Source organism: Mesorhizobium sp. WSM3873 (assembly GCF_001672445.1).
In the GTDB taxonomy this organism is placed as follows: domain Bacteria; phylum Pseudomonadota; class Alphaproteobacteria; order Rhizobiales; family Rhizobiaceae; genus Mesorhizobium.
Genome location: NZ_LYTM01000012.1, coordinates 127,293 through 150,956 on the forward strand (window position 1 = coordinate 127,293; position 23,664 = coordinate 150,956).

Here is a 23,664-nt window from a genome sequence, read left to right on the forward strand (position 1 = left end):
GCTCAGCGTATCGCGACCGGGGCCAGGGCGCGCGAAAGGCTTGCCTCGCCCTTGCCGTAGACTGAGGGGTTGTAGTTGACCAGCGTGTCGGTGCGAGCCGTGTTGAGCAGGTCGTTGGTGATCTGAACCGGGGTCGCCTTGGTGAATTTGCTGCCGATGATTGCGGCATATCCGGAGACGATAGGCGCGGCGAACGACGTGCCGTAAAGGCCGGTCTTGTCGCCTTCGACGCCGACCACCAGGAAATGGCTCTGCACGGTCGGGTCGGAGCCGGCGTAATTGGAATACCAGGCAAGCTGAGCCTTGTTTGACGCCGTGCCGTTTGTGGACAGCGCGCCAACAAAGATCGCCGTCGGTTTGCCGATCAGAGCGAGATCGAGATAATCCTGCTGTCCGCTAGTGACGCCGCCGACCGCAACCGAATCGTTGCCAGCCGCTTTCGAGACGATGGCCGATCCCTTGCTGGCGTAGGAGATGATCGATTGCTCCTCCGGGGCCCAGCGGATCTGGTTCACGCTGTAACCCGCGTTCGCGTACATGCCGTAGCTGAGGTTGAGGACGTTGCGGCCACTTGCCAGCGGGACGGCCGAACCCGTCGAGAAGTCCTTGGAGCGGATGGTCGCCGCAGGAGCGATCATGCTTGCTTCCTCGCGCGTCCACTCTCCGTGCCGCTGATATTGCGTGCCGAGGCCGAAATTGCCGGAGAAGCGCGATGAGCTGCTGAAGTCGTCGATGATGGTGATGGTGACGCCCTTGCCCTTGTAGCCAGCCGCCCACGCGGCGCCGACATCGGGGCTCATCCAGCTCTGCACCGCTTGTGTCGTGCGCGCAACCGGTATCTTTGCGCTTACGCATATGGACCCGCCGCCGTGGCACAGCGCGGCCGCCTGGTCCGCGTCGAGAGCTTCCTGCGCCGACGCGATGGATGCCGGCAGAATGGTCAGTGCCGCGGCAATGCCGAGCTTCCAGAAATTACCAGACATGGTCTTACTCCCGGTCAAAGCAGGAACGAGGACGGACGCTCGCGAAGTTCGGGAGCAGGAAGATTTCTCATGCGCGGCATCCCGGCGATCAGAAAGTAACACGGTAGTTGAGCCACAGGCGCAGCCTTTCGGGGGTAGCGTTAACCAGATATTTCAGCGTGTCCTCAGGCGCCGTCTCCCCGGCCGCAAGCCGGCAGTTGACGCTGTAGGTGCCCAGATCCCCATAATCGGCCACGCAGGGCTTTTCGCTCAGGTTGCCGCCGAAGGTCGAGGTAACGGAAAGGGAGAGAGTGCTGTTGAGGCTCGGATGGGTCTGGGTGAGAAAACCGAGCTTGAGGCTCGGCGCGATGCGGTACTTCTCGGCTTGTTCCCCGGTTCCCACTCCCCACAGAAAGCCGCTGTCTTCGGTAAGTTGCGTGATGAAGTCGACGTGCATGTCGACCCAATCGCTGTGGTACCAACGATTGAACGAGACCCAGCTCCCGTCCTGCAGCTCATAGCCGCCATTGCCGAGAGCTCTGGCGCGGTCGCTGAGCCATGACCCCTGGTGGATGTTCACGAGGGACGTGGTCATTTCCTGGGCCATCGACGGCGAGGCGCCAACGACTAGGCACAGCAACAGTGCGGCTGCGCCGAAACCGTCTCGTTTGTTGGATCTTTCGCGCATGCGCGAAGCACCTCGCCCCACCGGATCCAGACGCGCCTTGTGGCGGACGGCTCCTCGAGCAGCCGCGGTCGCCGGATCATGCGCGACGATCGCATGGAGACCGTTACCGCGGGGTTATCCAAGCCGGTACGAATATAAGTTTTTGCTTGAATTCGGCGAAGCCAGGCCGTTGCCAGCGATCAGACGCAAACGAAGCGAGATGCGCCGGATGCTGCATCCAACTCGCCGGCTTTGCCAATGGTCGTCCGAAAACGGTGACCCGATGCCTCAGGCCGCGTCGCGGACCTTTTGGATGCGCGAGCGGATCGCCTCGATCATGGTCTCGCGGATGGTGGTTTCGCCATGGGTTTCACGCATGTGCTCGACGGCGCGGCGCATGACCTCGGCTTCCTCCTCGGCGCGCGTGTGCCAATCGCAGCCCGGGACGAGTGTCCCGCATTGGAACTCCTTCATGGTTTTTCCTTTCCTAGGTCCGGAGCCCTGATTCCGCTCCTTGTTGTCATGCAATTCCGCATGGAAAGCCGCATCGCATTTTCCTGAAATTGCCCCGGTGGAAAACCATAACACATGTCGCCGGCTTCGGTTGCATTGGAGCCGGTGGCGAATTGTTTTTTCACGGTCTCCGCGCGAAATCAAAGGCGGAGCATTGCTGCTCCGCCCGTTGCCACCTGGTTTCCGTCAAACGATGAACCGCACTGTCTTTTTGTTTTGACGCAATTCCAGCGGAAACCGCTTCAACGTTTCTGCAATTGCTGGCCGTGCAGGCCGTCACTTCATGATCTTGACAGCCTCGGCAATCTTGTTCTTGCCGCTCATATCCCAGGAAACGCGAACCTTCTCGCCCGGCTTGATGCCCGGATCCTTGAAGGCCTTGGACAGCGTGAAGGTCGATCCGTTGTCCAGAACAAGGCTCATGGCCGTTCCATCAAAGCTCTTCACTGTTCCCGTGGTGTGCTTGACCGCGGCGAACGCGGCGCCACCGGAGGCGAGAAAGGCGGCGGTTGCCGCCGTCACAATAAGCTTGCGCATAGGATGTTCTCCTGGGATGCGGGCACCATTGGGAAGGCACTCCGCTCGATCAGGGCCGTCCGGACGCGTCGGGTCGCGGCTCGTAGCAGTGACGAGCCGCCGGCGCTTCCCGACCCGGCACGTTAAATAAATCAATTTTTTCAAAAGGATATTAGACGAAAAAGAAATCGCCCCTGCCACATTGCCGGTCAAAATTCGGCGAATGGGACAGCAATGCGGCTGGCCTTCCGCTCACCGGATTTTTACGGCCACTTTACCTCGGGCGGCAGGCTGGAGAGGATCGAGGCGACATTGCCGCCGGTTCTCAGGCCGAAGATGGTGCCGCGATCGTGAAGCAAATTGAATTCGACATAACGGCCGCGCCGGACGAGCTGTTCCTCGCGGTCGCCGTCGGTCCAGTTCTGGTTGAAATTGCCCCGCACCAGATGGGAATAGACGACGAGGAAAGAGCGGCCGACATCCTGGACGAAATTGAAATCGGCGTCCCAGCCGCCCTTGCCCTCATCGGAATGCAGCCAGTCGAAAAAGATGCCGCCGACCCCGCGCGCCTCGTTGCGATGCGGCAGGAAGAAGTACTCGTCGCACCACGCCTTGAATTTCGGATAGTCGGCCACCCCGGCGTTCTTCTCGCAGGCGAACTGCATGGCGCGGTGGAAGGCGATCGTGTCGGGATCGTCCTGGGTACGGCGGCGGTCGAGCACCGGCGTCAGGTCGGCGCCGCCGCCAAACCAGTGGCGGGTGGTCACGACCATGCGTGTGTTCATATGCACGGCCGGAACGTTGGGGTTCCAGGGGTGCGCGATCAGCGAAACGCCGCTCGCCCAGAAGCGCGGATCCTCGTCGGCGCCCGGGATCTGCTTGCGGAATTCGGGAGAGAATTCGCCGTGGACGGTCGAGGTATGCACGCCGACCTTCTCGAAGACGCGGCCGCGCATCATCGACATGGTGCCGCCGCCACCTTTGCCGTCGTCGCGCTCCCACGGCGTCTGCTCGAAATGCCCGGGCGACCATGCCGATTGCGGTCCAGTGAGTTCCTGCTCGATCTGCTCGAAGGCGGCGCAGATGCGCTCGCGCAGCGCTTCGAACCAGAGGCGGGCCTTCATCTTCTTCTGCTCGATGTCGTCAGGCAGGCCCACCGCAATGTCGGGTCGTTCCAATTCCGTCTCCAGTCCAGGCTGCTTGCCCGACAAATGACTCGTTTTTTCTGCGCGCGATCCCTAATCTCTTAAGGGCAAGGGTCAAGTCCTGTCTGACCAAGGTGCAAGGAGTTTGCTCGTGCGCACCCCGGCAAGACCGCCGCTGGATGGCTTGAAGAAGAGGCTGGAGCGCTCACGGGCCGAGCGCGAAAGAGAGCCGCGCGACGGATTTTTGCGCGAGACTTTCGTGCTGCCGCGGCCGGCCGCGCGCCTCAAAGCCAAGGAATGGTTCGAGCGCTTTCCCAAGCAGGCCTATTGGACCGAGATCGAAAGCTGGTTCGAGCGCCCGGGCGACGTCATCGAATTCACCATGCGACGGCTGCCGGCGGCGGATTGAAAAATCCTCAGGGCACCAGTAGCCGTCTCGCTCCAGTTCCCTCTCTGGCCAGTCGGTCCTCCTTGTTCCGAAGCGGGCATTTATCGATCGACATGCAACCGCAGCCGATGCAGTCGGTCAGGCCGTCGCGCAGCTTCTTCAATTGGGCGATCTTATGATCGAGGCCGTCGCGCCAAGCCGTTGAAAGCAGATTCCAATCCTCGCGCGTGGGCGTGCGGCCCTCGGGCAGGGAGTGGAATGCGGCGGCGATTTCGGCGAGCGAGATGCCGACCTCCTGGGCGACGCGGATGATCGCCACCCGTCGCAGCACGTCGCGGCCGTAGCGCCGTTGGTTGCCCGCGGTGCGATGGCTGCGGATCAGCCCGCGCCCTTCGTAAAAATGGAGCGCCGAGACCGCGATGCCACTGCGCATCGCCACCTGACCGACCGTCAATTCCTTCACCGGAGCCATCTCGCACTTTCCGCTTGACCTCAAGTTAGGTTGAGCTTGTAGCGAGGAAAGCCTGACAAGGCAAATTGAGGAGAAGGCGATGTGCGCCTGGGTGAGACTGACGCCGCAAGTGGGAGGCGTTCGCGACGACGAGCAGGGCTTGAGCAGCCTATCCGAGCTGGCGGAGCGCTTCGCCCGCGACCATCGCGACGGACAGCGCGACATTGATGCTGCGGGCGCCCGGCCGCATCGGAATGGTCAGTCGCGCGTCCGCCGCCTGATGAACCTCTTCCGGCACGCCAGCGGATTCGCGGCCGAACAGAAGGACGTCGCCGGCGGCGAAAGCAAACTGCGTGTAGGCGGTCTCGGCCTTGGTCGTGAGCAGCACAAGACGGCGCGCGTTCGTTCGGCGCCATTCCTCGAAGGCGTGCCAGTCGGCATGGCGGGTAAGCGCCGCCATTTCGAGATAGTCCATGCCGGCGCGTTTCAGCGCCCGATCGGAGAGCGGGAAACCGGCCGGCTCGATGATGTCGACGCCAAGATCAAGGCAGGCGGCGAAGCGCAGGATCGTCCCGGTATTGCCGGCGATATCCGGTTGGTAGAGCCCGATGCGGAGACGGTCGTTCATTTCCGCATCCTTCTAATAAGTGGCAGAACCGCCACAGGCGGCTCCGGCTTTTGGCGATTTCTAGACTGGCGGGTGGCCATTTTCTGCGAAGTCGAGTATACGCCCATCATCGTCAACCCGAACCGAAGGAGAGGGACCACATGATGACCATGCACTTCCAGCCCTTCTCCGGGCAGCTCCTCTTTGGGGCCCACGTATGCCCAACGGCGGTTTCGGTACGACGATTCTTCTGACACTTTAAGACCTCATCGCACCGATTCCCGCCGAACCCAGTTTTCGGCCTTCGAAGGAATCTTGCGATGTTTCTCAAACTGCCAAAGCGGCGCTGCGCCCCACCTGAACGTGTCGACACCGACGCTTGCCGTCATGTCGGGACTGACGCTTGCCGTCATGTCGGGACTGACGCTTGCCGTCATGTCCTGACTGCGCCGCGTCCCTCCGGCCGAATGCCGGAGGTCGAGCTCGCATCACCCTTTTTAACGCATTTGCACATGGAGGACGGACCGATGTTCGATCCCTTTAAGATACCGGGTTCAAGAAGCTTGCATGAGCGCAAGGTGGCGACCTGGGCGCTGCTGATCGGCGAGACTTACTCGTCGGCGGTGCACGCCGAGACGCGCCGGCGTCCGCATCGCGGCATGCTGCCGGACGTCGACTTCTCGCGCGCGGTGCCCGATCCCGGCCGACCCTCGCTGGTGCGCCGGATCATCCGCATGGTCCGGCCCGGCAAAACCAGCGCTGGCGACAGCTTGTCGTCAGGATCCTCTGGCAAGCCTGTCGGCGAAAAGCCCGCGACACCCTATATTGCGCGAAGCAGGGCCGGCGATACGGACAATTCCGTATCGCCGGCCCGCGGCGCCGTGCGGCCGAACGGCCTTACCAATCAACCCCGCGCCGCGTGAGCGCACAGACCGTCGAGTGCCTCGAATGTTCCGCTGGTTTGAGAAGAGGCTCGATCCGTTTCCCGCCGCGGAGCCGGTCGAGCCGCCGAAGACGCTGGTCGCCTTCTGCGTGCATTACACGCGCGGGGCCTGGCCCTATATCCTCGTCGATGCCGTGCTTGTGGCAGCGATAGCCCTTGCCGAAGCGTGGATGTTCGGTTTCATGGGCCGCATCGTCGACTGGCTGTCGGCGCAGAACCGCGAAACCTTCCTTGAGACGGAGCGCTGGAAACTCGCCGGCATGGCCTTCATCGTGCTGTTCGCGCTGCCGGGCACGGTATGGCTGCATTCGCTGCTCAACCAGCAGACGCTGATGGGCAATTATCCCATGCGCATCCGCTGGCAGGTGCATCGCTACCTGCTCAAGCAGTCGATGGCCTTCTACCAGGACGAGTTTGCCGGCCGTATCGCCACCAAGCTGATGCAGACCGCTCTTGCCGTGCGCGAATGCGTCATCAAGCTGATCGATGTCCTAAACTATGTCGTCGTCTACTTCCTCAGCATGCTGTTCATCGTCGGCTCGGCAGACTTGCGACTGGCTGTGCCCTTGGGTGTATGGCTGGTCGGCTATATCGGGCTCTTGCGCTTTTTCATCCCGAAGCTCGGCAAGGTCGGCGAGGAGCAGGCCAATGCGCGCTCGACCATGACCGGCCGCGTCGTCGACAGCTACACCAACATCCAGACGGTGAAGCTGTTTTCGCATGCCCGCCGCGAGGCAACTTTCGCCAGGGAGGGCATGGCGAGCTTCCTCGATACGGTCTACCGCTCGATGCGGCTGGTGACGCAGTTATACGGGATGCTCTACATCCTGAATTCGCTGCTTCTGTTTTCCGTGACGGCGATCTCGCTGTGGCTATGGCTGGGCGAGGCGGTGACGATCGGCGCAGTCGCCGTGGTTATCGGCCTGGTGCTCAGGATGTGGGGCATGTCGCAGTGGATCATGTGGGAGATGTCGAGCCTGTTCGAGAATATCGGCACGGTGCAAGACGGCATCCAGTCGATCTCGCTGCCGCGGCTGGTCGAGGACCGCCCGGGCGCCAGCGACATCGCCGTCAGCCAGGGCGAGATCCGTTTCGAGGAGATCCGCTTCCACTACGGCAAGCAGAAGGGCGTCATCGAGAACCTGTCGCTCACTGTGAAACCCGGCGAGAAGGTCGGCATCGTCGGCCGCTCCGGCGCCGGCAAGTCGACGCTGGTCAACCTTTTGCTGCGTTTTTACGACCTGGAAAGCGGCAGGATCCTCATCGATGGCCAGGAGATCGCCGGGGTAACGCAGGATTCGTTGCGCGCACAGATCGGCATGGTGACGCAGGACACCTCGCTGCTGCATCGGTCGGTGCGGGAGAATATCCTCTACGGGCGCCCTGACGCCACCGACGAGATGCTGATCGAGGCGGCCCGGCGGGCGGAGGCGCTCGATTTCATCGGCGCGCTTTCGGACCATAACGGTCGCAAGGGATTCGATGCACATGTCGGCGACCGCGGCGTCAAATTGTCCGGCGGTCAGCGGCAGCGCATCGCCATTGCCCGCGTCATGCTGAAGGACGCACCGATCCTCATCCTCGACGAGGCGACGTCGGCGCTCGATTCGGAAGCCGAGGCGGCGATCCAGGAGAACCTCTACAAACTGATGCAAGGCAAGACCGTGATCGCCATCGCGCATCGGCTGTCGACCATCGCTGCGATGGACAGGCTCGTCGTCATGGACAAGGGGCGCATCATCGAGGAAGGCTCGCACGAAGAGCTTGTCACCAAGGGCGGCCTTTATGCCCAGCTCTGGCAGCGCCAGTCGGGTGGGTTCCTCCTCGATGATGCGCAGGCTGAGTCCGATGCCAAAGGGTCTCACTCCGAGATGGCGGCGGAGTAACGCGATCGCGACTGGCATCAAGGTTACGGCAATTGCGGGGAATCGATCCCGGGCGTAACCACGACCTGTCAGAGGCCTGCCGGGGACCAAATTGGGTGCCGGCGGGGTTCCGGCATCTACGAGAGAAAAATGTTCGACCGCATCTTCACCTGGTTCGAAAGCCATTATTCGCCGGTGGCGCTGGCCGAAGACAGGCAGCCGCCAATGGGACTTTGGCGGTTCTACTGGTATTTCATAAGGCAGTTTCGCGCCGCCTATTGGCTGCGCATGATCATCGTTGCCGTCGCGGCAATAGTGGACGCGATGCTACCGATTTTCGTCGGCCTGATCGTGGGCCTGCTCTCCAACACCAGGCCGGGCGATTTCTTCGCCGCGCATGGGCCGCTGCTCGTCATGATGGCGATCGTCGTGCTGCTGCGTCCGCTGTCGATGGTTATCGACGCGCTCATCCGCAACCACGCCATCGCGCCGAACCTCATCGACCTCATCCGCTGGCAAAGCCATTGGCATGTCGTGCGTCAGGACTGGTCATTCTTCCAGAACGACTTCGCCGGCCGCATCGGAACGAAGGTCATGCAAAGCGGCGACTCGGTGGAGATGAGCGTCAATCTCACCGTCGATGCCGTCTGGTACGCGCTGGTCTTCGTCGCGGTCGCCATCGTTGTGCTGGCGCGGCTCGACCCGCTTCTTCTGGCTGTGGTGGCGGCCTGGCTGGTGTTCTATTGCATGATCTTCTGGTTTGCGATGCCGAGGATCACCCAGCGCTCGTCCCAACTGTCGGAGCGGTGGTCGCAGGTGAGCGGCCGCATGGTCGACAGCTACACGAACATCCTGACGCTCAAGACATTCTCGACCGGCGAGCACGAAGACAAATATGTCTCGCAAGCCGTCGTCGAGCACGCCGACACGTTTTACCAGCTGATGCGCGTTTTCACACTGATGTGGTCGGCCCTGTTCGTCCTCAACGCTGCGCTGCTTATCGCCATAAGCTGGCTGGCGCTGGCCGGCTGGAACGCCGGCGCCATGACCACGGCGGCCGTGGCGACGGCGATACCGTTCGCGCTGCAGATCGCCAACATTTCCGGCAGGATCCTCGATGTCGGCGCCAACGTCTTCCGGCAGATCGGCGTCGCCAGCAATTCGATGACGACGATCGCGCGCCCCATCACAATGCAGGACCAGCCGGACGCGCCGGCCCTCGTGGTCAAAGCCGGCGGCATCGAGTTCGAGCAGGTGAACTTCAACTATTGGCGCAAGGACGGCAAAGGCGGCGTCATCGACAATCTGTCGCTGAAGATCGCGCCGGGCGAGCGGGTCGGCCTGATCGGCCGTTCCGGGGCCGGCAAGTCGACATTGGTCAATCTCGTGCTGCGGCTGTTCGACGTGCAGGACGGCAAGGTGCTGATCGACGGACAAGACATCCGCAACGTCTCGCAGGAAAGCGTTCGCGCGGCGATCGGCTTCGTCAATCAGGATACGTCGCTCTTGCATCGATCGGTTCGCGAGAACCTCAAATATGGACGACAGTCCGCCAGCGATGAGGCGATGTTCAGCGCCGCCAAGGCCGCGCAGATCGACGATGTGATCGCGGGGCTGACCGATCCGCATGGGCAAAGCGGCTATGAGGCGCTCGTCGGCGAGCGCGGCGTGAAGCTGTCCGGCGGCCAGCGGCAACGCATCGCCATTGCCCGCGTTATGCTGAAGGACGCGCCGATCCTCATTCTCGACGAAGCTACGTCTGCGCTCGATTCCGAGGTGGAGGCCGCCATCCAGGAGAACCTCTACAAGCTCATGCAGGGCAAGACGGTCATCGCCATCGCCCACCGCCTGTCGACCATCGCGGCAATGGATCGGCTCGTCGTCATGGACAAGGGCCGCATCGTCGAGGACGGCTCGCATGAAGCGTTGATCGCCAAGGGCGGGCTCTATGCCCAGCTCTGGCGGCGCCAGTCGGGCGGCTTCCTGCTCGAGGAAAAGCAGGCGGCCGACGATCTGCCGACGAAAGGTGAAGCCGCGGAATGATGAAGGCCGTCTATCGCTGGTTCGAAAGCTGGGTCTACCCGTTCCGCGAGCCGACGAACCTTCGTCCACCTGCCAGCGTCGGCGGCTTCCTCTGGCACTATGTCGGGCAAGCGAAGCTCGCCTTCTTCGCCATGCTGATCATCGGCGGCATCGCGCCGCTGGTCGAGGCCGGGCTGTTCTATTTCGTCGGACGGCTGGTCGATATCCTCGACCAGCTTCCCGGCGAACGCAGCTGGCACGCGCTGTGGGGGGCCGCCGGGCCAGAGCTGCTGTTCATGGGCGCGGTGGTGCTGATCATCCGCACGCTGGTGGTCGGCCTTTCGGCGCTGGTCGACGAGCAGACGATCACGCCGGGCTTCTACAGCCTGGTGCGCTGGCAGGCGCATCGGCATGTCTCGCGCCAGTCCTACGCTTTCTTCCAAAACGACTTCGCCGGGCGTATCGCCACGAAGGTCTGGCAGGCGGGGCAGGCCACTGGCGACCTCATGGAAAGCTTCATCGAGGTCGTCTGGTTCATGATCGTCTACACGGTGACGACGCTGGCGCTGGTCGCCGGCCTCGACCTCAGGCTGGCGGCGCTGGTGGTGATCTGGATCGTCGCCTTCGGCTGGCTGGCCAGGCTCCATTTGCCGGCAATCCGCAAGCATGCCGAGGCGACCGCCGAGGCCGGCTCGATGATCACCGGCCGCTTCGTCGATTCCTATTCGAATGTGCAGACGCTGAAGCTGTTCGCGGCCGACGGCGACGACCGCTACATCCGCAACGGCTTCGACATCTATCTCGATGCGCTGCGGCCCTTCACGCGGCGGCTGACCGGCGTGCGCGTGGCGCTGACGACGCTTTCCGGCATCATGATCACGGCGATCGCCGCCTTTGCAGTCTATCTGTGGGTGGAAGGCTCGATCACCGTCGGCGCCGTCGCCTTCACGCTCTCGCTTGTGCTGAGGCTCAACATGCTGCTGGGACGGCTGATGATGCAGCTCAACAGTATCCTCAGGAATCTCGGCGTGCTGGAAAATTCCAAGGCGCTGATCTCGCAGTCGCTCGGCCTGACCGACGCCCCGGATGCCAAGGAGCTGGTGGTTGCGGGTGGCCGCATCGACCTCAAGAACGTCACCTTCCACTACGGGAAAGGGGCAGGGGTCCTCGAAGGCATCGACCTCGTCGTGCGTCCAGGCGAGAAGGTCGGGCTGGTCGGTCCGTCCGGCGCCGGCAAGACGACGCTGGCCAATCTCATCCTGCGCCTTTACGATCTCGAGGGCGGCAGGATCCTGATCGACGGCCAGGATATCGCCGGCGTGACGCAGAATTCGCTGCGCGCCAATATCGGCGTGGTCAGCCAGGACACGGCGCTGTTCCACCGCTCGCTGCGCGACAACATCAAGCTCGGCATGCCGGACGCTACCGACGCTGAGGTGATCGCCGCGGCGCGCAAAGCCGAGGCGCATGACTTCATCATGGGGCTGCGCGACAATCGCGAGCGCCTTGGCTACGAAGCTTATGTCGGCGAGCGCGGCGTCAAGCTCTCCGGCGGCCAGCGTCAGCGCGTGGCGATCGCCCGCCTCTTCCTCAAGGATGCGCCGATCCTCATCCTTGACGAGGCGACCTCGGCACTCGATTCCGACATCGAGGCGGCGATCCAGGAAAACCTGGCAAGGCTGATGGAGAACAAGACCGTCATCGCCATCGCCCACCGGCTTTCCACCATCGCAGCGCTCGACCGGCTGGTCGTGCTCGACGGCGGCCGCATCGTCGAAGAAGGCACGCATGATGAGCTGGTGGCGCTGGACGGCCTTTATGCGCGGCTCTGGAAACGGCAGTCCGGCGGCTTCCTCTTCAATGAGGAAAGCGCGCTGGAAGAGACGCGCCCGGCGGAGTAGAAACGCAGCCATGTCGGTCAGAATGCCCAGCAATTTCGGACGGTCAGGCGCGCAGGAAAGCACTCTCGATCTGCTCGGCCATGAAATACTCGCTGAAAAGGCGGCCGCCCTCGGTCGCGCCGGCCAGCGCGTCGACGAGGCCTTGGCGAAGCTGCGCGAAAATGGGGAAGGCGGGGATCGCAACCGGCTGCTGAAAGAAGCGGCAGAAGCCGTCCACGCCTATTTCATCCAGCGCGAACTCTGCGGGCTGCGCAAGCACGACGCCGTGATCCGCGAATACGACATCCCGCGGGCGGTGCTGGCCAGGCTCGGCGCCAGCTAAGCGCTGACTTCCTTCCGAAAGCGCGCCAGGCGCAAGGCGAGCGCTCCGGGATTCTCATCGGCGACGAAGTGCCCGCTATCGGGGATGATGTCGCCCTCGACATTGGAGAGGCCGGCGGCCTTCAAGCCATTGAGGTAATCGGTGATCTCGCCGGTCTCGGCAGCGCCCCTGAGGCAGAGCACCGGCGTATCGATCGGGCTTGCCGGCGGAACGGCATTGGCCTTGGCGTCCTCGGAAAAGGCGCGGTACCAGTCGAAGCCCGCCTTGAGGCTTTCCGGCCGCGAATAGGCATTGGCGTAGATGTCTCTTGCTTCGGCCGGGATGGCGGATTTCTCCTTCGAAAGGGTGTCGAAGAAGAAGTCGAAATAGGCGCGCTCGTGACCCCCAACCAGCAGTTCCGGGAGAGCAGGAACCGCGTGGAAGGCGAAATGCCAGAGGTTTGGATTGCGGATGACCTTGTCCCACGGCGCCACGCCCGGAACGACAACATCCATGATCGCAGCGGCGGAGAGGATTTCCGGATGGTTGCGCAAAAGCGCGAAGACGATCTGGCCGCCGACATCATGGCCGGCCACTATGACCTGTCGCAGGCCGCAGGCGTCAATCAAGGCCGCTATCACCCTGGCCAGGTAGGCTTTCTCGCCGGTTTTGCGCGTACCTTGCGAGCCGCCTATACCCGGCAGGTCCGGCGCGATCACGCGCTGATCGGTGGCCAGCCGACCGATCACGTTCTCGAAGGCATGGGAACTTTGAGGCCAGCCGTGGAGCAGCACGAGGCCGGGCGCATCCCGTGGTCCGGCTTCACGGATCGCAATGGTCAGTCCTTCAACCTCGATGCTGGAAGTTTCCATCCGCCCGGCCTTCACCTGTCCGATCGCTCCGACCGACAGAACTAGGCGGGAATCGGTCCGCGGACAGGGCCTGTCTCTCGAATAAGCCGCATCACTCCAGCCATTCGGTGATGAAGCTGCCGTTCTCGTGGATGTCGGTGGTCTCGAGCGGACCGGGGCCGAGATTGGTGAATTTGTGCGGCGTGTCGGCCGGCACGATCAGAATTTGGCCTGCGGTGGCCGTTATCTGCCGATCGCCGACCGTGAACAGGCCGGTGCCGGAACGGATGACGAAGATCTCCGCGTAAGGATGCTTATGCAGACGCGGGCCGCCGCCGATCTCGGGCTGATAATTGAAGATCAGGCAGGAGTTGGAGCCAAATGCGCCGCATTGCAGCTCACCTTGCCAACGGTCGGGCGTGCTCGCCCATTTGTCGCGGTCGATGACATGCGCCATGGCTCGACAATAGACCGGGCCGGCGGCCGCTGTCGAGGCAAGCGGAGTTCCGATTTACCGCTGAAGTTAGTGCTATTTAGCGCTGTTCGGCGGCCCGATCATCAAGCCGTTGCGCGGGCCGCGGCATGTGCCCGCGACAATGTGCCCTTGTGCCTCCACGCGTCTGGACAAAAACGGGCTTCACGCATAAACCGAACCTCCAAATGCCGGAGGAATTCGCTAGCCTGTTCGCCATGCGCTGTCGGGCCGGCGCGATTGAGCGGGGACAAGGCTCGGCCGCCGGCACGGAAAGAGGCGAAAGGATCAGGCACCCGTGAGCGCAACCGACATCCACGATCCCAACCGTCGCGATTTTCTCTACATCGCCACCGGCATGGCCGGCGTGGTCGGCGCTGGGGCCGTCGCCTGGCCGTTCATCGACCAGATGCAGCCGGATGCCTCGACGCTGGCGCTGGCTTCTGTCGAGGTCGATGTCTCCTCGCTGCAGCCCGGCAGCTCGCTGGTCGTCAAGTGGCGCGGTAAGCCGGTCGTGGTGCGCAACCGCACCGACAAGGAAATGAAGGACGGCGCGGCGGTTAGCCTCAACGATCTCAAGGATCCGATCGCCCGCAATGCCAACTTGCCGGCCGATGCGCCGGCGACCGACGCCAACCGCACCACGCCCGGCAAGGAAGCCTGGATGGTCATGGTGCAGGTCTGCACCCATCTCGGCTGCATCCCGCTCGGCCAGGAAGGCGATTTCGGCGGCTGGTTCTGCCCGTGCCACGGCTCGGTGTACGATACCGCCGGCCGCATCCGCAAAGGCCCGGCGCCGGAGAACATGGCGATCCCGGTGTTTAAATTCATTTCCGATACCAAGATCCTTATCGGTTGAGGCAGGGGGATATTTCGATGAGCGAGGGACACTCCACCTACACACCGAAGACGGGTCTCGGACGCTGGTTCGACGCCCGTATGCCGCTTCCCCGGCTTGTCTATGACAGCTTCATTGCCTATCCGGTGCCGCGCAACCTCAACTACATGTGGACGTTCGGCGGCATCCTGTCGATCATGCTGGTATCGCAGATCCTCACCGGCATCGTGCTGGCCATGCACTACACGTCCGACACCACACTCGCCTTCGATTCGGTCGAGAAGATCATGCGCGACGTGAATTCGGGATGGCTGTTGCGCTATCTCCATTCCAACGGCGCCTCGTTCTTCTTCGTGGCCGTCTACATCCACATCTTCCGCGGGCTGTTCTACGGCTCCTACAAGGCGCCGCGCGAGCTGCTCTGGATCCTCGGCTGCATCATCTACCTCCTGATGATGGCGACCGGCTTCATGGGCTATGTGCTGCCATGGGGACAGATGAGCTTCTGGGGCGCCACCGTCATCACCGGCTTCTTCAGCGCCATCCCGCTGGTCGGCAACTGGATCCAGGAACTGCTGCTCGGCGGCTTCGCCGTCGACAATCCGACGCTGAACCGCTTCTTCGCCCTGCATTACCTGTTGCCGTTCATGATCGCCGGCGTCGTCGTGCTGCACGTCTGGGCGCTGCATGTCGTCGGCCAGTCGAACCCGACCGGCATTGAGGTCAAGTCGAAGACCGACACCGTCGCCTTCACGCCCTATGCGACCATCAAGGACGCGTTCGGCATGATCGTGTTCCTGTTCTTCTTCGCCTATTTCGTCTTCTACCTGCCGAACTACCTCGGCCATCCGGACAACTACACGGTCGCCAATCCGCTGAAGACGCCGGCCCACATCGTTCCGGAATGGTACTTCCTGCCGTTCTACGCGATCCTGCGCGCCATCACCTTCAACATCGGGCCGATCAACTCCAAGCTCGGCGGCGTGCTGTGCATGTTCGGCGCCATCGCCATGCTGTTCCTGGTGCCGTGGCTCGACACCTCCAAGGTGCGCTCGGCGGTCTACCGGCCCTGGTACAAACTGTTCTTCTGGCTGTTCGTGGCCGACGCCATCCTGCTCGGGTGGCTGGGCTCGCAGCCGGCGGAAGGCTCATACGTGTTCATGGCGCAGATGGCGACGCTGTTCTACTTCGCCTTCTTCCTGGTCGTGATGCCGGTGCTCGGCCTGATCGAGACGCCGCGGCGGCTGCCGAACTCGATCACCGAGGCGGTGCTGGAAAAGAAGAACAAGGGAGCCGGCGGGCATCCGGCAGGCGCGGTCAGCGCGCCGGAAACCAAGGGCTGAGAATCTGAGGGGATTTGGCATGAAGAAGATTCTCACCGCGCTGGCGCTGCTTGGCCTGGTGGTCGCGGGCACCGCTGCCATCGCCGCCGAAGAGGAACACAACGCGGCGGCCCCGACGCATTTCCCGATCAATGAACCGAAGGAAATGAGCTGGAGCTTCGCCGGGCCGTTCGGCACCTACGACAAGGCCCAGCTGCAGCGCGGCCTGAAGGTCTACAAGGAAGTCTGCTCGGCCTGCCACTCGATGAACCTGGTGGCGTTCCGCACGCTGGAAGGCCTCGGCTACTCGGAAGCGCAGGTCAAGACGCTTGCCGCCGAGTACACCATCCATGACGGCCCGAACGATGCCGGCGACATGTTCGACCGCCCGGGCAAGCCGTCGGATCACTTCCCGTCGCCGTTCCCGAACGAACAGGCCGCCGCGTCCGCCAATGGCGGCGCCGCTCCGCCCGACATGTCGCTGCTCGCCAAGGCGCGCGGCGTCGAGCGCGGCTTTCCGCGTTTCATCTTCGACATTTTCACCCAGTATGCTCAGGGCGGCCCGGACTACATCCACTCGCTGCTCACCGGCTACGACCAGACGCCGCCGGCCGGCATGGTCATCCCCGAAGGCACGCACTACAATCCATACTTCCTGTCCGGCGTGTCGCTGAAGATGCCGAAGCCGCTTTCCGACGGCCAGGTGACCTATGACGACGGTTCGCCGCAGACGGTCGACCAATATTCGCGCGACGTGTCGGCGTTCCTGATGTGGGCCGCCGAGCCGCATCTCGAAGAGCGCAAGAAGACCGGCTTCCGCGTGCTGGTGTTCCTGCTGCTGTTCGGCGCGCTGGTCTACCTGACCAAGCGCAAGGTGTGGGCCGAAGTGGCGCACTGAGCCGCGATCGGTCCGACACTTTCGAGGGGCGCCGCAAAGGCGCCCTTTTCATATTTCGGGACCGCTTTGATCCGGCCATGTCACATGGCTGTCATTGCGCATCGCGATCCTGCGTTGGCTCACCTCAAAGGATCGTGCTCATGAAAAGACTTGCGCCGCTTGCAGCCGTGGTGCTGCTTCTTGTCGCCTCCTCGGCAGTCCGCGCCGAGGACGCCCAGCCCTTCGTCACCAACAAGGACATCGACCTGACGATGATCCTGCCGCCGCCGCCGGCCAATGATTCGGCCGAGACCAAGGCAGAACTCGGCGAGGTGCTGACCCTGCAAGTGACGCGCACGCCCGAAATGGAAAAGCGCGCTATCGCCGATGCCGGAGAGGATGTCTGGCGCTTCGCCGATGTCATGGGACCGAAATTCAGCAAGGAGGCGCTGCCGAAGTTCAGCGCCTTCTTCGACCGCGTGGTGGCGACCGAAGGCGCGGTCGTCGATCCGGCCAAGGACGTCTGGAAGCGGCCGCGTCCGCATCAGCTCAGTGATCTGGTCAAACCCGCGGTGAAGCTGTCGAATTCCGGTTCCTGGCCGTCGGGCCATGCGACGGTCGGCACCATGATGGGCATCATCCTGTCCGACATGGTGCCGGAGAAGCGGGCCGAGATCATGGCCCGCGCGGCCGAATATGCCCATAACCGCGTGGTCGGCGGCATCCATTATCCGTCGGATGTCGAGATGGGCAAGATTTCCGGCAGCGCGATCGCCGCGGTCCTGCTCAGCCGGCCCGATTTCAAGACCGAGTTCGAGGTGGCGCGATCCGAGCTGCGGTCCGACCTCGGCATGTGAGCCGTCCGTCGCCGACGTTTCTGCAAGGGCGCCAGCGGGCGCCCTTTTCGCTTGCGGCGCCGGCACGGGAGCAAGGCAGGCGATGCCGATCCTTTGCCGGATGCGCTTGTCTCCCGGGCTCCATCGCGGTAGCCGTTGTTGGTTGCGTTGCGCCGGGCGCGTCGACGCCGTTATACCCGACAGCCGGACACGCGGAGCTCGTCTCATGAAACCCTCGCTCGAAGACACGCTGCTTGCGGCTATCCGCACCATTCCGGATTACCCCAAACCCGGCATCCTGTTTCGGGATATCACCACGCTGCTCGGCGACGCTCGCGCCTTTCGCCGCGCCATCGACGAGCTTGTGCATCCTTACGCCGGGCTGAAGATCGACAAGATCGCCGGCATCGAGGCGCGCGGCTTCATCCTGGGCGGTGCAGTGGCGCATCAGCTTTCGGCGGGTTTCGTCCCGATCCGCAAGAAGGGCAAGCTGCCTTACGAGACCGTGCGCGTCGCCTACAGCCTCGAATACGGTCTGGACGAGATGGAGATGCACAAGGACGGCGTCTCGCAAGGCGAGAAGGTGATCCTGGTCGACGATCTGATCGCCACCGGCGGCACGGCGGAGGCGGCCGTCAAGCTGCTCAGGCAGATCGGCGCCGACATCGTCGCCGCCTGCTTCGTCATCGACCTGCCGGATCTCGGCGGGCGCCAGAAACTGGAAGCGCTCGGCGTGCCGGTAAGGACGCTGATCGGCTTCGAGGGGCATTAATCAGTGTTGAATGGTGAATAGTGAATGGTGAATAGGGAATGGTTCACTAGTCACCATTCACTATTCACCATTCGCTACTCCACCTTCACCAGCACCGCGCTGTCGAACTCGATGACCTTATCGCCGCTGGAGTCGAAACCTTCGGAACGCAGCGTGAGCAGGCTCCAACCGGGGCGGCCGGCAAGGGGTCGATGGGCAAGCGCTGTGCGGGTGAAGGTTACGGTTTCGCCGGCATAGACCGGCTTCAGCCATTTGAGGTTGCGAAACCCGGGCGAGGGGCCGAATTCGGGCTGCGGGCCGGGACCGGTCCAACGCACGCCCTCGGTCTCCATGCGCTTTTCGAGGTTGTATTTCATCCAGGTGGCGGCGGTGTGCCAGCCGGAGGCGCAGAGACCGCCAAGCATGCTCTTCTTCGCCGCCTCCTCGTCGACATGGAAGATTTGCGGATCGTATTTCCTGGCGAACGCCTTGATCTCGTCGGCCTCGAATTTGTGCGCGCCGAGGGTGACGGTTTGGCCGATGAGGAAATACTCGTCCAGGGTCACGCGACGGCCCCGCGGGTCAGAAACATGCCGGTGTTCTCAAGCTCGAAGACGCATTCGCCGCGCTGGTTGAACAGCTCGCTGCGCATGCTGACCAGGCCGATCTGCGGCCGCGACTTGGACTGGCGCTTGGAAAGCACGGTGACCTTGCCGGTGAGACGGTCACCGGCCAGAACCGGCTTCTTCCATTTGACATGCTCGATGCCGGGTGAGCCTTGCGAGGTCGAATCGAGCAGGAAGGCATCGCACAGCATGCGCATGAACATCGCGCAAGTGTGCCAGCCCGAAGCCGAAAGGCCGCCCAGGATGCTGGCCTTGCCGGCCGCCTCGTCGAGATGCATCGGCTGGGCATCGAATTCGCTGGCAAACTCGATGATCTCGGCGGCGCTCACATTCTTGCTGCCGAGGTCGAGCGAGGCGCCCTCGACGAAATCCTCATAGGCCCAGGTCTTTCCGGTCATGTCGGCAATCCGGTTGACGAACGCGTGATCCCGAAGGTCGGGCATCCCGGATGGAGGCCCGAGCCAATTTGGTCAAGTCCTTTCTGGTGAGCCAGCCAGGCACTCAGGTGTTGAACTTGAACAGCATGATGTCGCCGTCCTGGACGACATACTCCTTGCCTTCGTCGCGCGCCTTGCCGGCTTCCTTGGCCGCCACTTCGCCGCCGAGCGTGACGAAGTCGTTGTAGGAGATCGTCTGGGCGCGGATGAAACCACGTTCGAAGTCGGTGTGAATGACGCCGGCAGCTTGCGGTGCCTTATCGCCCTTGTGGATGGTCCAGGCGCGCGTCTCCTTCGGCCCGACGGTGAAATAGGTGATCAGATGCAAGAGCTCGTAGCCGGCGCGGATCACCTTGTTGAGGCCCGGCTCGTCAAGGCCGATCGAGGCGAGGAACTCCATTTCCTCCTCGTCGGAAAGCTGGGCAACTTCCGCCTCGATCGCCGCCGAGATCACCACCGTGCCGGCGCCCTGCGCGGCGGCCATCTTCTCCACCGCCTTTGTATGCTCGTTTCCCGTGGCAGCGTCCGCCTCAGCGACGTTGCAGACATAGAGCACGGGATGCGATGTGAGCAGGTTCAGGCCCTGCAGGATGCGCAGATCCTCCGCCGCGATGCCATTGAGCAGGACGCGGGTCGGGCGACCTGCCTGCAGCAGTTCGAGCGCCGCCTCCATCATCGGCAGAACGGTCATTGCTTCCTTGTCCTTGCCGGCGGCGCGCTTGCGGACCTGCATGATGCGGCGCTCCAGGCTTTCGAGATCGGCGAGCATCAGCTCGGTCTCGACGGTCTCGGCGTCGGCGACCGGATCGATGCGGCCCTCGACATGGGTGATGTCGTCATCCTCGAAGCAGCGCAGCACATGCACGATGGCGTCGACCTCGCGGATGTTGGCGAGGAACTGATTGCCTAGACCTTCGCCCTTAGAGGCGCCGCGCACCAGCCCGGCAATGTCGACGAAGGAGATGCGGGTCGGGATGATCTCCTTCGACTTGCCGATCACGGCGATCTTCTGCAGCCGCGGGTCCGGAACCGCCACCTCGCCGGTGTTCGGCTCGATGGTGCAGAAAGGATAGTTGGCGGCCTGCGCGGCAGCCGTCCTGGTCAACGCGTTGAACAGCGTCGACTTGCCGACGTTGGGCAAGCCAACGATGCCACATTTGAAACCCATGTTCGTCCAGTCCTATCGGGAATTCGAGATTTGGTGAGGGCTATGGGCGAAAGCGCGGACGATCGTCAAGCCCTTGGCATGATCGTTTCGACGCTCAGTCTTTTCCGAACAGCTTCTTCAGCATCGCGGCCATCGGCCCGCTCTCGGGAACCTTCGCCGGCGGCTGCTGTGGGCGGGCCTGGCGGATATGGCTCTGCTGTTTTGGCGCCTTGGGCGGAGGCCGATCGTCATCGCCGGTCGGCACGAGCTTTTCGCGCAGCGCCAGGGTAATGCGGTTCATGAAGGAGTTGTCGTCGCCCTTGGCCAGCAATCCGGCGTCGTCGGCGATCGCGTCAAGCAACACGTCGAGCCATTCACGGTCGGCTTTGGCGAAATCGCCGAGCACATGCCCGTGCACCATCTCTTTGACGCCGGGATGGCCGACGCCGATACGCACCCGGCGATAGGCGTTGCCGACATGCTGGTCGAGCGAGCGGATGCCGTTGTGGCCGCCGGAACCGCCGCCGACCTTGACCCTGAGCTTGCCGGCGGCAAGATCGATCTCGTCGTAGAAGACGGTGAGGGCGGCGGCATCGAGTTTATAGAAGCGCAACGCCTCGCCGACCGACTGGCCGGACAAATTCATGAAGGTCTGCGGCTTGATCAAAAGGATCTTCTCGCCGCCCAGGGCGCCCTCGGCGATCAGGCCCTGGAACTTCTTCGACCAGGGCGAAAAGGAATGGCGGCGGGCTATCGCGTCCGCCGCCATGAAGCCGACATTGTGCCGGTTGTTCTGATATTTCGCGCCCGGATTGCCGAGGCCTGCAAAGACAAGCATCGTCGTCTCCTGGCGCCGAGAGAATTACTTCTCTTCGGCCTCAGCGGCCTCAGCTTCCGGCGCCGCCGCTTCGGCAGTCTCCTCCGTCTCCGGCTTCATTGCCGCGGAGCCGGCGATGGTCGCGATGGTGAAGTCGCGATCGGAGATCACCGGCTTGACGCCGGCCGGCAGGGCAACCGCCGAAATGTGGATCGAGTCGCCGATTTCGGTGCCGGCGAGATCGACGGTGATGAATTCCGGGATCGCGTTGGCAGGGCAGTGGAACTCGACTTCGTGACGAACGATGTTGAGCACGCCGCCGCGCTTGATGCCGGGCGACTTGTCCTCATTGATGAAGTGGACGGGCACGTCGACATTGACCTCGGTGTCCTTGCCGATGCGCAGGAAGTCGACATGGACCGGGAAGTCCTTGACGGGGTCGAGCTGAAAATCCTTGGGCAGGACCTGGATCTTCTTGCCGTCGACATCGATCGTAGCGATCGTGGTCAGAAACCCGCCGCCGTGGATCTTGTAGAAGATGTCCTTGTAGTTGAGGGCGATCGCCAGGGGGGGCTGCTTGTCGCCGTAAATAACTGCAGGCACTTTGCCGTTGCGGCGAACTGCACGGGCGGACCCCTTACCGACCTGTTCGCGCGCTTCGGCCTTGAGCTCGTAAGCCTCGTGGCTCATGGCATTTCCTTTCGCGTGTTATGGAGCGTTCGCGGCGGGCAAGCCCATCCGTAAACGTCGAAAGCCGTCGCGGCCTCGCATGGTCGATCCAACGCTTTTGGCTGTCCAAACGCTTCGGGGATCATGCAGGCCTGGCCGGCCTTCCTCCGCGTTGCCTCCAAGGGTGTCTACGCGGGTGGCGGCTCTATAGCGGAAGGCGGGCAGGGGCGCAAGCCGTTGAACGGGAAGGCTCGGCCACGCTGCGCGATGATATCCGGTCGGGGAGGCATAGCCGACGCGTTGCTCCGTCGGATCTGGCGAGTTGCGCCGGGTCCCGCCCACATGCGTCACGTAGCATCGGGCCGGTTTCAAACGTCCTTGGCAGGCAATCGAAGGACCGGAGATCGACATGAAACTACTGTTTAGCCGCAATCCCAATCCTCGCCTCGCGGTCGCGGCGGCGCGCTATCTGAAGGCCGATGTCGCCTTCGAATTCGCCTCGCCCATGGCACCAGGGCAGGCCGAGCGCTACCGCGCGCTTAACCCCAATTTGACCTTGCCTATCCTGGTCGGCCCGGGATGGAGCCTGTGGGAAGCCGATGCGATCGCATGCCGGCTCTCGCGCGACATGCATGCGGATTTCTGGCGCACCGGCGACGACGAGCCGCAGATGATCCGCTGGCTGAGCTGGGGCAAGGAGAATTTCGTCAGGGCCTGCGACATGGTGCATTTCGAGCGCGGCACGAAACAGCGCTGGGGACTGGGGCCGATCGACAAGGCATTGGTCGAGGAGGGGCTGAGGCAGTTCCACATGACGGCCGCCATCCTTGAAGCCGAGCTTTGCGGGCGCCAATGGCTGGTCGGCAATTCGGTTTGCTATGCCGACTTTCGTATGGCGACCTTTCTCGCGTTCAATGATGCCGCCCGGTTGCCGCTCGACGACTATCCGTCGCTCAGCCGCTGGTATCGGCGGATCGAGCATATCGATGCCTGGCGCGACCCGTTCCAGGGGCTGGATGCGCCGCAACTGCCGCCGGTCAGCAGCGAGGCGGCGCCGGGCTAAGCCAGGATTTTGAACGTCTTTCTTCAAAAATCGTCGTCGAGGATGCCTGCCAACCCGCGCCGAAAATGGCCCGCCCCAGCGATGGGGACGCGGGCCGCTGCTGCACTAAGCGGACCTTAGTTCATCTACCCCGTCTGGAGGTCAGGCAGCATCGGCCGATTGGTCGCCGCTCAACGCATCGCGCAACGCCCGGACTTTTCGCGTGAGAGCATCGATCTCGGCCGAGGTCATGCCTGAACGCTCGACCAGCGTTTCGCCCAGACAGCTGCATTGCGTGAGCAGCGCCCGGCCTGCCGCGGTGAGATCGACCTGCACCTGCCGCTCATCGTCATGGCTGCGCTGGCGGGTCACCAGACCCGCCTGCTCCATGCGCTTGACCAGCGGCGTGACGGTGCTCGATTCCAGCGCCAGCCGGCGCGCTATGGTGCCGACCGACATGCCATCGGCCTCTCCAAGCGCATTGAGCACGAGATACTGGGGATACGTGATCCCCATCTCGTCGAGCATGGGCTTGTAGGTACGGTTGATCGCCATGCTCGTGGCGTAGAGCGCGAAACAGAGCTGATTGTCCAGGGGCAGAGGCATCGCGCCATGATCCTTTTGTCGACGTCGTGAGGCTCTTTAGCACAAAAAATCATATCGCGATACATATTATCGTGGACAAGAAGTCATCGTTG

General features: G+C 62.9%; 27 protein-coding genes. 12 read left to right on the plus strand and 15 right to left on the minus strand.

Annotation, left to right across the window (positions count from 1 at the left end; genetic code table 11):
* Window positions 1-2: 2 nt before the first annotated feature.
* The 5 genes from A9K71_RS32470 to hemF all read right to left on the minus strand — a co-directional run bounded on the left by A9K71_RS32470 (window position 3) and on the right by hemF (window position 3,836).
* Window positions 3-983 carry a S8/S53 family peptidase gene (locus A9K71_RS32470; protein WP_082980442.1) on the minus strand — a complete coding sequence of 327 codons (981 nt, stop codon included), beginning with the start codon at window positions 981-983 and terminating at the stop codon, window positions 3-5.
* Between the two features lie 88 nt (window positions 984-1,071).
* On the minus strand, window positions 1,072-1,650 hold the full coding sequence (locus tag A9K71_RS10445; protein WP_066994307.1) for a hypothetical protein: 579 nt from the start codon (window positions 1,648-1,650) through the stop codon (window positions 1,072-1,074).
* A gap of 267 nt (window positions 1,651-1,917) precedes the next feature.
* Window positions 1,918-2,103: a DUF1059 domain-containing protein gene (locus A9K71_RS10450; RefSeq protein ID WP_066994310.1), complete on the minus strand. Its 186-nt coding sequence runs from the start codon at window positions 2,101-2,103 to the stop codon at window positions 1,918-1,920.
* 315 nt (window positions 2,104-2,418) lie between these two features.
* Window positions 2,419-2,679: a DUF1344 domain-containing protein gene (locus A9K71_RS10455; protein WP_066994313.1), complete on the minus strand. Its 261-nt coding sequence runs from the start codon at window positions 2,677-2,679 to the stop codon at window positions 2,419-2,421.
* Window positions 2,680-2,921: 242 nt separating this feature from the next.
* Complete coding sequence (gene hemF / locus A9K71_RS10460; RefSeq protein ID WP_066994898.1) at window positions 2,922-3,836, minus strand: oxygen-dependent coproporphyrinogen oxidase; 915 nt, start codon at window positions 3,834-3,836, stop codon at window positions 2,922-2,924.
* 118 nt (window positions 3,837-3,954) lie between these two features.
* On the opposite strand from hemF, the gene A9K71_RS10465 reads away from it, so the two are divergent.
* Window positions 3,955-4,212, plus strand: a complete 258-nt coding sequence (locus tag A9K71_RS10465; protein WP_066994316.1) for a hypothetical protein — start codon at window positions 3,955-3,957, stop codon at window positions 4,210-4,212.
* 7 nt (window positions 4,213-4,219) lie between these two features.
* Here the strand turns inward: A9K71_RS10465 and soxR are convergent, their stop codons facing one another.
* Entirely contained in the window at window positions 4,220-4,663 is a 444-nt protein-coding gene (gene soxR, locus A9K71_RS10470; RefSeq protein WP_066994319.1) for a redox-sensitive transcriptional activator SoxR, read from the minus strand.
* Between the two features lie 148 nt (window positions 4,664-4,811).
* Window positions 4,812-5,270: a tRNA (cytidine(34)-2'-O)-methyltransferase gene (locus A9K71_RS10475; RefSeq protein WP_066994322.1), complete on the minus strand. Its 459-nt coding sequence runs from the start codon at window positions 5,268-5,270 to the stop codon at window positions 4,812-4,814.
* A 506-nt stretch (window positions 5,271-5,776) separates the two neighbouring features.
* On the opposite strand from A9K71_RS10475, the gene A9K71_RS10480 reads away from it, so the two are divergent.
* The 5 genes from A9K71_RS10480 (at window position 5,777) to A9K71_RS10500 (ending at window position 12,302) form a co-directional block, all read left to right on the plus strand.
* A complete protein-coding gene (locus A9K71_RS10480) occupies window positions 5,777-6,172 on the plus strand; it encodes a hypothetical protein (protein ID WP_082980461.1) in 396 nt (131 codons plus the stop codon).
* Between the two features lie 25 nt (window positions 6,173-6,197).
* Window positions 6,198-8,078, plus strand: a complete 1,881-nt coding sequence (locus A9K71_RS10485; RefSeq protein WP_066994328.1) for an ABC transporter ATP-binding protein — start codon at window positions 6,198-6,200, stop codon at window positions 8,076-8,078.
* 129 nt (window positions 8,079-8,207) lie between these two features.
* The gene (locus tag A9K71_RS10490) at window positions 8,208-10,100 is read left to right on the plus strand and encodes an ABC transporter ATP-binding protein (RefSeq protein ID WP_082980443.1); all 1,893 of its coding nucleotides are present in this window, start codon (window positions 8,208-8,210) and stop codon (window positions 10,098-10,100) included.
* Complete coding sequence (locus tag A9K71_RS10495; protein ID WP_066994331.1) at window positions 10,097-11,980, plus strand: ABC transporter ATP-binding protein; 1,884 nt, start codon at window positions 10,097-10,099, stop codon at window positions 11,978-11,980. Before A9K71_RS10490 ends, A9K71_RS10495 begins: the two co-directional genes overlap by 4 nt.
* Window positions 11,981-11,990: 10 nt before the next feature.
* A complete protein-coding gene (locus A9K71_RS10500; RefSeq protein ID WP_066994334.1) occupies window positions 11,991-12,302 on the plus strand; it encodes a DUF6665 family protein in 312 nt (103 codons plus the stop codon).
* Here the strand turns inward: A9K71_RS10500 and A9K71_RS10505 are convergent.
* The gene (locus A9K71_RS10505) at window positions 12,299-13,153 is read right to left on the minus strand and encodes an alpha/beta hydrolase (protein WP_066994337.1); all 855 of its coding nucleotides are present in this window, start codon (window positions 13,151-13,153) and stop codon (window positions 12,299-12,301) included. The two genes, A9K71_RS10500 and A9K71_RS10505, sit on opposite strands and share 4 nt — an antisense overlap.
* Window positions 13,154-13,244: 91 nt before the next feature.
* On the minus strand, window positions 13,245-13,589 hold the full coding sequence (locus tag A9K71_RS10510; protein WP_066994340.1) for a cupin domain-containing protein: 345 nt from the start codon (window positions 13,587-13,589) through the stop codon (window positions 13,245-13,247).
* Between the two features lie 313 nt (window positions 13,590-13,902).
* Between A9K71_RS10510 and petA the strand changes: the two genes are divergently transcribed.
* From petA to A9K71_RS10535, 5 genes are all read left to right on the plus strand, one after another.
* On the plus strand, window positions 13,903-14,463 hold the full coding sequence (gene petA, locus A9K71_RS10515) for a ubiquinol-cytochrome c reductase iron-sulfur subunit (RefSeq protein WP_066994342.1): 561 nt from the start codon (window positions 13,903-13,905) through the stop codon (window positions 14,461-14,463).
* Window positions 14,464-14,480: 17 nt separating this feature from the next.
* Window positions 14,481-15,785 carry a cytochrome b N-terminal domain-containing protein gene (locus A9K71_RS10520; protein WP_066994345.1) on the plus strand — a complete coding sequence of 435 codons (1,305 nt, stop codon included), beginning with the start codon at window positions 14,481-14,483 and terminating at the stop codon, window positions 15,783-15,785.
* Window positions 15,786-15,804: 19 nt separating this feature from the next.
* Window positions 15,805-16,662, plus strand: a complete 858-nt coding sequence (locus A9K71_RS10525; protein WP_066994348.1) for a cytochrome c1 — start codon at window positions 15,805-15,807, stop codon at window positions 16,660-16,662.
* Window positions 16,663-16,802: 140 nt separating this feature from the next.
* Window positions 16,803-17,498: a phosphatase PAP2 family protein gene (locus tag A9K71_RS10530; RefSeq protein WP_066994351.1), complete on the plus strand. Its 696-nt coding sequence runs from the start codon at window positions 16,803-16,805 to the stop codon at window positions 17,496-17,498.
* A 205-nt stretch (window positions 17,499-17,703) separates the two neighbouring features.
* Window positions 17,704-18,249 carry an adenine phosphoribosyltransferase gene (locus A9K71_RS10535; RefSeq protein WP_066994354.1) on the plus strand — a complete coding sequence of 182 codons (546 nt, stop codon included), beginning with the start codon at window positions 17,704-17,706 and terminating at the stop codon, window positions 18,247-18,249.
* 74 nt (window positions 18,250-18,323) lie between these two features.
* On the opposite strand, the gene A9K71_RS10540 is transcribed toward A9K71_RS10535, so the two are convergent.
* The 5 genes from A9K71_RS10540 to A9K71_RS10560 form a co-directional block, all read right to left on the minus strand.
* Window positions 18,324-18,794 (minus strand): MaoC family dehydratase, encoded by a 471-nt coding sequence (locus A9K71_RS10540; RefSeq protein ID WP_066994357.1) that lies wholly within the window; start codon window positions 18,792-18,794, stop codon window positions 18,324-18,326.
* Window positions 18,791-19,252: a MaoC family dehydratase gene (locus tag A9K71_RS10545; RefSeq protein ID WP_066994904.1), complete on the minus strand. Its 462-nt coding sequence runs from the start codon at window positions 19,250-19,252 to the stop codon at window positions 18,791-18,793. Before A9K71_RS10545 ends, A9K71_RS10540 begins: the two co-directional genes overlap by 4 nt.
* A gap of 103 nt (window positions 19,253-19,355) precedes the next feature.
* A complete protein-coding gene (ychF, locus tag A9K71_RS10550; protein WP_066994360.1) occupies window positions 19,356-20,459 on the minus strand; it encodes a redox-regulated ATPase YchF in 1,104 nt (367 codons plus the stop codon).
* 94 nt (window positions 20,460-20,553) lie between these two features.
* On the minus strand, window positions 20,554-21,276 hold the full coding sequence (pth, locus tag A9K71_RS10555) for an aminoacyl-tRNA hydrolase (RefSeq protein WP_066994363.1): 723 nt from the start codon (window positions 21,274-21,276) through the stop codon (window positions 20,554-20,556).
* A 24-nt stretch (window positions 21,277-21,300) separates the two neighbouring features.
* Entirely contained in the window at window positions 21,301-21,945 is a 645-nt protein-coding gene (locus A9K71_RS10560) for a 50S ribosomal protein L25/general stress protein Ctc (RefSeq protein WP_066994365.1), read from the minus strand.
* Window positions 21,946-22,333: 388 nt separating this feature from the next.
* Between A9K71_RS10560 and A9K71_RS10565 the strand changes: the two genes are divergently transcribed.
* Window positions 22,334-22,987, plus strand: a complete 654-nt coding sequence (locus tag A9K71_RS10565; protein ID WP_066994368.1) for a glutathione S-transferase family protein — start codon at window positions 22,334-22,336, stop codon at window positions 22,985-22,987.
* Between the two features lie 141 nt (window positions 22,988-23,128).
* On the opposite strand, the gene A9K71_RS10570 is transcribed toward A9K71_RS10565, so the two are convergent.
* Window positions 23,129-23,572, minus strand: coding sequence for a MarR family transcriptional regulator (locus A9K71_RS10570; protein ID WP_066994371.1), 444 nt, complete (start codon window positions 23,570-23,572; stop codon window positions 23,129-23,131).
* Between the last annotated feature and the right edge of the window lie 92 nt (window positions 23,573-23,664).

Bases quoted from the DNA above. Each gene is read 5' to 3' on its own strand.
- A9K71_RS10490 (WP_082980443.1), top strand. From the start codon at position 8,208: ATGTTCGACCGCATCTTCACCTGGTTCGAAAGCCATTATTCGCCGGTG.
- A9K71_RS10530 (WP_066994351.1), top strand. From the start codon at position 16,803: ATGAAAAGACTTGCGCCGCTTGCAGCCGTGGTGCTGCTTCTTGTCGCC.
- A9K71_RS10450 (WP_066994310.1), bottom strand. From the start codon at position 2,103: ATGAAGGAGTTCCAATGCGGGACACTCGTCCCGGGCTGCGATTGGCAC.
- A9K71_RS10500 (WP_066994334.1), top strand. From the start codon at position 11,991: ATGTCGGTCAGAATGCCCAGCAATTTCGGACGGTCAGGCGCGCAGGAA.
- A9K71_RS10560 (WP_066994365.1), bottom strand. From the start codon at position 21,945: ATGAGCCACGAGGCTTACGAGCTCAAGGCCGAAGCGCGCGAACAGGTC.
- pth (WP_066994363.1), bottom strand. From the start codon at position 21,276: ATGCTTGTCTTTGCAGGCCTCGGCAATCCGGGCGCGAAATATCAGAAC.
- A9K71_RS32470 (WP_082980442.1), bottom strand. From the start codon at position 983: ATGTCTGGTAATTTCTGGAAGCTCGGCATTGCCGCGGCACTGACCATT.
- A9K71_RS10475 (WP_066994322.1), bottom strand. From the start codon at position 5,270: ATGAACGACCGTCTCCGCATCGGGCTCTACCAACCGGATATCGCCGGC.
- A9K71_RS10505 (WP_066994337.1), bottom strand. From the start codon at position 13,153: ATGGAAACTTCCAGCATCGAGGTTGAAGGACTGACCATTGCGATCCGT.
- A9K71_RS10565 (WP_066994368.1), top strand. From the start codon at position 22,334: ATGAAACTACTGTTTAGCCGCAATCCCAATCCTCGCCTCGCGGTCGCG.
- soxR (WP_066994319.1), bottom strand. From the start codon at position 4,663: ATGGCTCCGGTGAAGGAATTGACGGTCGGTCAGGTGGCGATGCGCAGT.
- ychF (WP_066994360.1), bottom strand. From the start codon at position 20,459: ATGGGTTTCAAATGTGGCATCGTTGGCTTGCCCAACGTCGGCAAGTCG.
- A9K71_RS10535 (WP_066994354.1), top strand. From the start codon at position 17,704: ATGAAACCCTCGCTCGAAGACACGCTGCTTGCGGCTATCCGCACCATT.
- A9K71_RS10570 (WP_066994371.1), bottom strand. From the start codon at position 23,572: ATGCCTCTGCCCCTGGACAATCAGCTCTGTTTCGCGCTCTACGCCACG.
- A9K71_RS10455 (WP_066994313.1), bottom strand. From the start codon at position 2,679: ATGCGCAAGCTTATTGTGACGGCGGCAACCGCCGCCTTTCTCGCCTCC.
- A9K71_RS10525 (WP_066994348.1), top strand. From the start codon at position 15,805: ATGAAGAAGATTCTCACCGCGCTGGCGCTGCTTGGCCTGGTGGTCGCG.
- A9K71_RS10545 (WP_066994904.1), bottom strand. From the start codon at position 19,252: ATGACCGGAAAGACCTGGGCCTATGAGGATTTCGTCGAGGGCGCCTCG.
- A9K71_RS10495 (WP_066994331.1), top strand. From the start codon at position 10,097: ATGATGAAGGCCGTCTATCGCTGGTTCGAAAGCTGGGTCTACCCGTTC.
- A9K71_RS10480 (WP_082980461.1), top strand. From the start codon at position 5,777: ATGTTCGATCCCTTTAAGATACCGGGTTCAAGAAGCTTGCATGAGCGC.
- A9K71_RS10445 (WP_066994307.1), bottom strand. From the start codon at position 1,650: ATGCGCGAAAGATCCAACAAACGAGACGGTTTCGGCGCAGCCGCACTG.
- A9K71_RS10510 (WP_066994340.1), bottom strand. From the start codon at position 13,589: ATGGCGCATGTCATCGACCGCGACAAATGGGCGAGCACGCCCGACCGT.
- A9K71_RS10520 (WP_066994345.1), top strand. From the start codon at position 14,481: ATGAGCGAGGGACACTCCACCTACACACCGAAGACGGGTCTCGGACGC.
- A9K71_RS10485 (WP_066994328.1), top strand. From the start codon at position 6,198: ATGTTCCGCTGGTTTGAGAAGAGGCTCGATCCGTTTCCCGCCGCGGAG.